Source organism: Streptococcus pseudopneumoniae (genome assembly GCF_001074565.1).
GTDB lineage: Bacteria > Bacillota > Bacilli > Lactobacillales > Streptococcaceae > Streptococcus > Streptococcus pseudopneumoniae_J.
Genome location: NZ_JUQX01000068.1, coordinates 23,766 through 30,536 on the forward strand (window position 1 = coordinate 23,766; position 6,771 = coordinate 30,536).

2 protein-coding genes are annotated in these 6,771 nt (G+C 38.7%); both read left to right on the top strand.

All coding sequences use genetic code 11. The features are described from left to right. Window positions 1-600 precede the first annotated feature (600 nt). Window positions 601-744: a YSIRK-type signal peptide-containing protein gene (locus tag ADI74_RS11375; RefSeq protein ID WP_239682824.1), complete on the top strand. Its 144-nt coding sequence runs from the start codon at window positions 601-603 to the stop codon at window positions 742-744. 84 nt (window positions 745-828) lie between these two features. Further along, the coding region (locus tag ADI74_RS09915) for a YSIRK signal domain/LPXTG anchor domain surface protein (protein WP_239682825.1) at window positions 829-6,771 on the top strand (5,943 nt) is incomplete at its 3' end.

Below are 6,771 nucleotides of genomic sequence, written 5' to 3' on the forward strand. Positions count from 1 at the left end.
GCAATATAATTTTTACTTTGTAAAAAGTTGAAGAAAAAAATCTTATCTACTTGGATAATAAAACTGACGATTTCTGGTCTAAATATATTCTAGGAAATTCGAGAAAAAATTGGCCAAAAATATGTTAAGAATCATTTTTTTATTGTAGTATTATATCAATTTTATTATGTGGATTGTGAAAGTTGTTAGTGTTAAAAGTAAGAGATGAATTAAAATTTTATAATTATAAATAAAATATTAACATCTGATATAAAAACAAAGATAAATTTTAACGTGAACACAAAAATTTTTCAGAGAACGTATGAATTTTTTACATAATTTTACTATACTGAGTCTAAAATTTGCAAAAATTACATATTATAACTAGTTTGAATCATCATATTGAATATTTTGAAAGTATTTACTAATATTTTGTTATGAAAAAACGTCATATTAATTGAAATATAATTAAAAAAATGTTAGTATTATTATGCATGTTGGTCTGGAGATGTGGTTATTTTGAAATTTTCATTTTTGAAAACGGTTTTCTGAAGATGCAGGAGACCTTGTTTTCCTGCATCTGATTGCTCAACATAAAAAAATAAGGAGGTTGTGTGTTTCATGAAGAACAAACAACAGGATTTTAGAACAGAGAAGTACATTCGTTATGGCATTCGAAAGTATAGCTTTGGAGCGGCGTCAGTAGCAATTGCTGCTGGATTAATGTTTCTTGGAACTGGAGCGGTATCAGCAACAGAAGTATAGGGAGCTGAAACTTCGGTAACAGCAACACAGAGTCCAGAATCTAGTCAGGAATCGGTATCAACTAAAGCTACTAAAGAAGAAAAAGTGGCAGAAGTTAAACCGGTTGATAAAGCAGTCTTAGTTAAAAAAGTTGCAGAACTGGAAGAAAAAGTTAAATCAGCTACGAGAGCAGATCAGTTAGCTTTGTCGACTGCTCGTGAACAGTTAAAGTCTTCAAAAGCAATTATCGCAAATGAATCTGCTAAGCAAGAAGAAATAAATGCTGAACTTGCTAAAGTTGAGGAACTAATTACAGTAGTTTCTGAATCTGCTGAAGTTGCAAAATCAGCAGAAGCTGCAGAAAAATCTGTTCAAAAAGAAGAGCCAGTTTCACCAGCCAAAGAGGTTGAAAAAGTTCTAAAACAAGTGACGTCAGAAGCGGAAGTAACAAACGTTCTTGCGAATGAAGCGATTCGTAAACATAAACTTGAAGACGACTACAAAGAGGCTATCGAAGCAGCGGTAGCACACAATAAGGAAGTTATTGCGGAAGCTAAAAAAGTGTTAGCTACGGATAGCGTTACAGCTAAACAAGGCAATGAACAATTGTCACGTTTGAACGAGTCAATTCTTGCAGTATATAATGAGCTAAAAAAAGCAGGAATCGGAAAAGATGGAAACTTTGGAGTCGCTTTGGCTGCTCAAGATTTCTATGCCGAAGAGGGTTCTAACACAACTCATGCATCGGAAACAAACGCTGCAAATCATACTGGTAAAGATACCTATACAATTCCAGTACAAGAAATTAAATTAATTAAAGGTACGGATGCTACAGGGTTAGAGATAGAAGTCTATTCTAATCAGCGGGTTGGTAATGATACAAATGCTGGAAATGGGATGCATACAGAACAGGGTGGAAAAACTGGTCATAACAACAAAGGACGTGTAGACTATCCATTAACCCCTGATGCCGCTAAAAAATTAGCAGAAGAAGCCCCTCTTTGGAGAAACAAACTCCGTGCGGATGGGTCAAGAATTTCAAACGCTGCAACATCGATATACTCTGCCAACGGTGGTTATGAATACCTAGCTACAGAAATTTATGGCTATGGGTATGAACAAGGAGTTGACAGAGTTTATATTAAAGGTTTGAAAGATCGTATTGCAGTTACAGAAAAAGCTAAGCAAGCTGGTTGGAGTCTTACCTCTGTAACACCAACTAACCTTGTACCAGGTGTTACTTATGATGAGGCGACAGATACCATTCAAGGTAAAGTAGTTGCTGGTATTGAAAATGGAGTGTATGACTTACGATTTAATATTACTGCAACGAATACAGATGGGCGGACTGTCACCTTCCAAATTCAGAATCTACGTGCTGGTTGGGTAGGTTGGCAAGATAGCACACCTCCTACAATTCAGTCAGATTCAGCTCGTTATGATAGAACTGTTGGTGATGATGCGAATATCAATCTTCGTTTTCATGATTCTTCGGGAGCTAGTGCGATACCTGGCAATTCAGCAGGAAACTATGACTATACAACTGCTGAAGGTAAAGTAGTTAAAGTTCGCCAAAATTCTTCTAAAGCAGTCACAGGTGTCTCAGGCTACAACACTATAGGAGCAGAATTAGATGATTCTAAAGTGTTGATTCCTGGTACCAACTATACTGTAACGAACAGTACTGCTGAAGAGCAAAAAGCTGCTGGAACCAACATGGGTAATGCTGTCATTGGAGGTAAGGTGACAGAGGCAGGTATCTATACCGTTTCAGTATTTGCTAAAGATTATGATAAATTATCTAATAATACGACATGGAATCAGTCAGGTCAAGAGGCGCACGGTTCTATTACTGTAGTTGTTAAGCCTAAAGTTGAAGTTCAAAACGTTGAAACCTATTCAAAAACAGTTCCTGTTAAAATCTCGAAAGGTGCTACAAGTGCTAAGGTTACAATGCCAGATGGAACTGTAACAAACTTGAAAGCCGTTAATGGTAAATGGCTTGTAGATAGTGGTTCAACCAATACTGCGGTTACTGAAAATCAAGAACTAGGTGCTGTAGATTCAAATACCGTCTTTAATATTCCAGTCACGTCAGAAGCAACTGCAAAAGTTGGTGTTGATAATATCAAAGTAGAAGCATCAGCTGAAAATGTTAAGGGAACTTTCTTACGTGATCAAGTTGAATTGAATGGAACCGATGGGCAAAAACACACTGCAGTTTTAAATAGTACATCTGGTCACTGGGAGCTTCCTGCTGACTATGCTGAAGTGAAAACAGCAAATGGAGATGGGACTACAACTTGGACGAAACGCCAAGTATACACTGAAACGAAACTAGATGGCGGTATGAAATTCTTCATTTACGAATATACTCGTCAACTTGATAAAGATGGAAATGTAACAAGTGTAACTACTCCTGATCGTCCAATGACGGAATATGTTTCTCAAAATACTAACCAAGCTGGCGATGGTATGTCAGTAACTATTACTTTTGACAAATATTCAAACACATGGACATCATCAGATGGAACAGAAGTTACTGCTAAAAAGTTGGGTGATGATTCATGGGAAGTTCATACTAAATCAGGATTTGGTGGAATCATTAGAGGAACAATCGCAACTAACTCAGATGTTGCGACTGTTGTCAATACGAAACCAACAGCAAGCTCACAAGATTATACTTCTACTAAAGGAACTGCGGTAGATCTCCGTAATGAAGCAAAAGCTGCAGTGACAATCTCTGATGCAGAAGATACTAAGTACGGAAAAACAACTTACATTACTCGTATTACAGTAACATCTCCTTCAGGAGTTCAGAAGGTTTATGACACTAAACAAGATGCAAACAACTATAATCTTGCTAGTGGTTATACATTGAGTGAAGTGGGAGTCTATACAGTAACAGTTGACGTTATTGATAGTAATGGCAATTACACAACAGATGCTACAATAGGTGGAACTGAATCTGGTGTGGATCATGGGGCTGGCTCATCAACCGCTACAACAACTTACCACATCACAGTAACAGACACGATTGAAGGTCATAATGTAACATCCACAGATGTTCAAGGAGCGACTCAAACAGGTACTCCAACCTTTACATCTGTTGGTGATGGCTCACCTGTGGCACCAAGTGCTACTTCACCTGCTAAGTTGGTAGATCCTACCACTGGTAAGTTAGTTGACCAAGTAAAAATTGATGGTCAAGGAACATACACAATTAATAATGAAACTGGTGTTGTGACATTTGTTCCGTTGAAAACATTCACAGGTACAGCAACCCCAGTGACTGTATCATTAACAGCAACTCTTGGTCAAGATAAAGGTGGAAAACCTATTACCGCTACAGCGACAGCAACTTATACTCCAACTGTTACCCCAGTTACTCCAACAGCAACTCCTGCAGAATCAACTGGTATCCAAGGTGCTACTCAAACAGGAACGGTAGCATTCAAAGAAGGACACTCTGTTGCTCCAATCAAGCCGAACTCAGCTGTTCTTCTTGATAAGAATGGTACTCCGGTAGCACCTGGAGCTTCAGTAGATGCTTTGGATGAGAATGGTAACAAAGTAGGGGAATATACAATTGACCCAACTTCAAATACTGTAACATTCAGTCCAACCGATAAGACTTACAAAGGTAAAGTCCAACCTGCAACAGTTCAGGCTGAAGATGAGAATGGTACAAAAGTTAAGACAACTTATACTCCACATATTGTAGGTGTTACTCCAACAGCAGAACCTGCTAAGTCAGTTGATGTCCAAGGAGCAACTCAAGAAAGTACAGTAACATTCAATGGTGGCACGACTACACTGGATGGTAAACAGGTGACTGTAGATATTGACCCAGCTACTTTCACTCTTTTAGATGAAACCGGAACTCCAGCAACATCTGTTCCAGCTAAAGACCCTAGTGGAAATGTTATTGGTACATATACTCTGAAAACAGTTGGTGGACAAGCCGTTGCAGTCTTTACCCCAACTGATAAGACTTATAGTGGTGAAGTTCAACCTGTGCGTGTACAGGCTAAAGATAAAAATGGTATTTCGGTTGAAACAACTTACACACCATTGATTACGCCAGTTACACCAACAGCAACTCCAGCAACTTCTGAAAATATTCAAGGAGCAACACAAACAGGCACCCCTACATTTGTTCAAGGTGATGCAATTGCACCAATTAAACAAGGTTCAGTAAAACTTCTTGATAAAGAAGGAAATGAAGTTCCTGCAGGTCAGACAACTCCAGCTTATGCTGAAGATGGGACTACTGAAATTGGTACATTCTCTATTGATCCAACAACTGGAAAGGTAACCTTTAGTCCAACGGATAAATTGTATTCTGGTAAGGTTACTCCAGCAACTGTGCAAGCAGAAGATGAAAACGGAACTAAAGTGACGACAACTTACACGCCACAAATTATCCCAGTAAATCCTATTGGAGTTCCTGCGACTTCTGAAGATGTTCAAGGTGCAACTCAAACTGGAAAACCAGAATTCCAAGGTGGAACTGCAGTTGTCAATGGAAAAGAAGTTACTGTTGAGATGAATGACACTGTTCCAGCTAAATTGATTGATCCTAAAACTGGAAATGTTGTGGATTCTATCACTATTCCGGGTGAAGGTACTTATACTGTAGCACCGGACGGAACAGTAACCTTTGTTCCTGAAAAAACCTTTACAGGTCAAGCATCAGGCGTTGAAGTTTTACGTGAAGATAAGAATGGAACCCCCGTTACAGCAAGCTACACTCCAGTTGTTAAGACAGCAATTCCAACAGCTACTGATGCTGTTACAGAAGACATTCAAGGTGCAACTCAAAAAGGAGTGCCTACATTCCTAGGTGGTAGGGTTACTGTTAATGGAGTGGAAAAAATTGTTCCTATTGATGAAACCAAGGGTCTTGAACTTATTGATCCAAAAACAGGAAAACCAACAGATCAACCAATTGTCATTCCAGGCGAAGGAACTTATACTGTAAATAATGGTATGGTAGAATTTAAGCCAGAACCACAATTTACTGGAAAAGGAACAGGCGTAGAAGTTCAACGTGTAGATGAGAATGGAACTCCTGTAAAAGCTAAATACACTCCAGTTGTTAAACCAGCAACTCCAACAAGTTCGGATGTTGTTACAACAGATGTTCAGGGTGCAACTCAATCAGGAACACCAACATTTGAAGGTGGAAAAGTCAAAGTTAATGGTATTGAGAAAACTGTTGAAATTGATGAAACAGTCAAACCAACGTTTGATGATGGTACAACAGAGAAGACAATTCCAGGTGAAGGTACATATACTATTGATGAAACTGGAAAAGTAACCTTTACTCCCGAGAAGACATTTACAGGTCAAGCAACAGGTGTGACTGTTAAGCGTGTTGATAAGAATGGAACCCCAATTACAGCTAAGTATACCCCAGTTGTTATCCCGGTTACACCTACTTCAAAAGATTCTGAATCAGAAGGTCCGAAAGGACAACCTCAATCAGGAACACCAACATTTGAAGGCGGAAAAGTAACAATCAATGGTAAAGAAATTCCGGTAGAAATTGATGAAACAGTTAAGCCGACCTTTGACGATGGTACAACAGAGAAGAAGGTACCAGGTGAGGGTACATATACTATTGATGAAGCTGGAAAAGTTACTTTCACACCAGAGCCAGAATTTGTAGGTCGAGCAACTGGAGTAACAGTTAAACGTGTTGATAAGAATGGAACCCCAATTACAGCTAAATACATCCCTACTGTACGTCCGAATACTTCATTTGTTGATACTAAAGGAAATATCCTAGCACCAAGTGAAGATGGTTCGCAACCTAAGAAAGATATTCCAGGATATAAAATTGTTGAAACTAAGGTTGATGAAAAAGGCAATGTGGTCCACGTTTATGAGAAGGTTAAGACCAGTCATAAGGATAAGGAAGGGAATGAAATTCCAGGTTATCCAAGCGAAGACGGCGAACAACCGAAGAAAGATATCCCAGGCTACCGCTTCGTAGAGACTAAGAAACTTCCAAACGGGGACACAGAACACGTTTATGAGAAG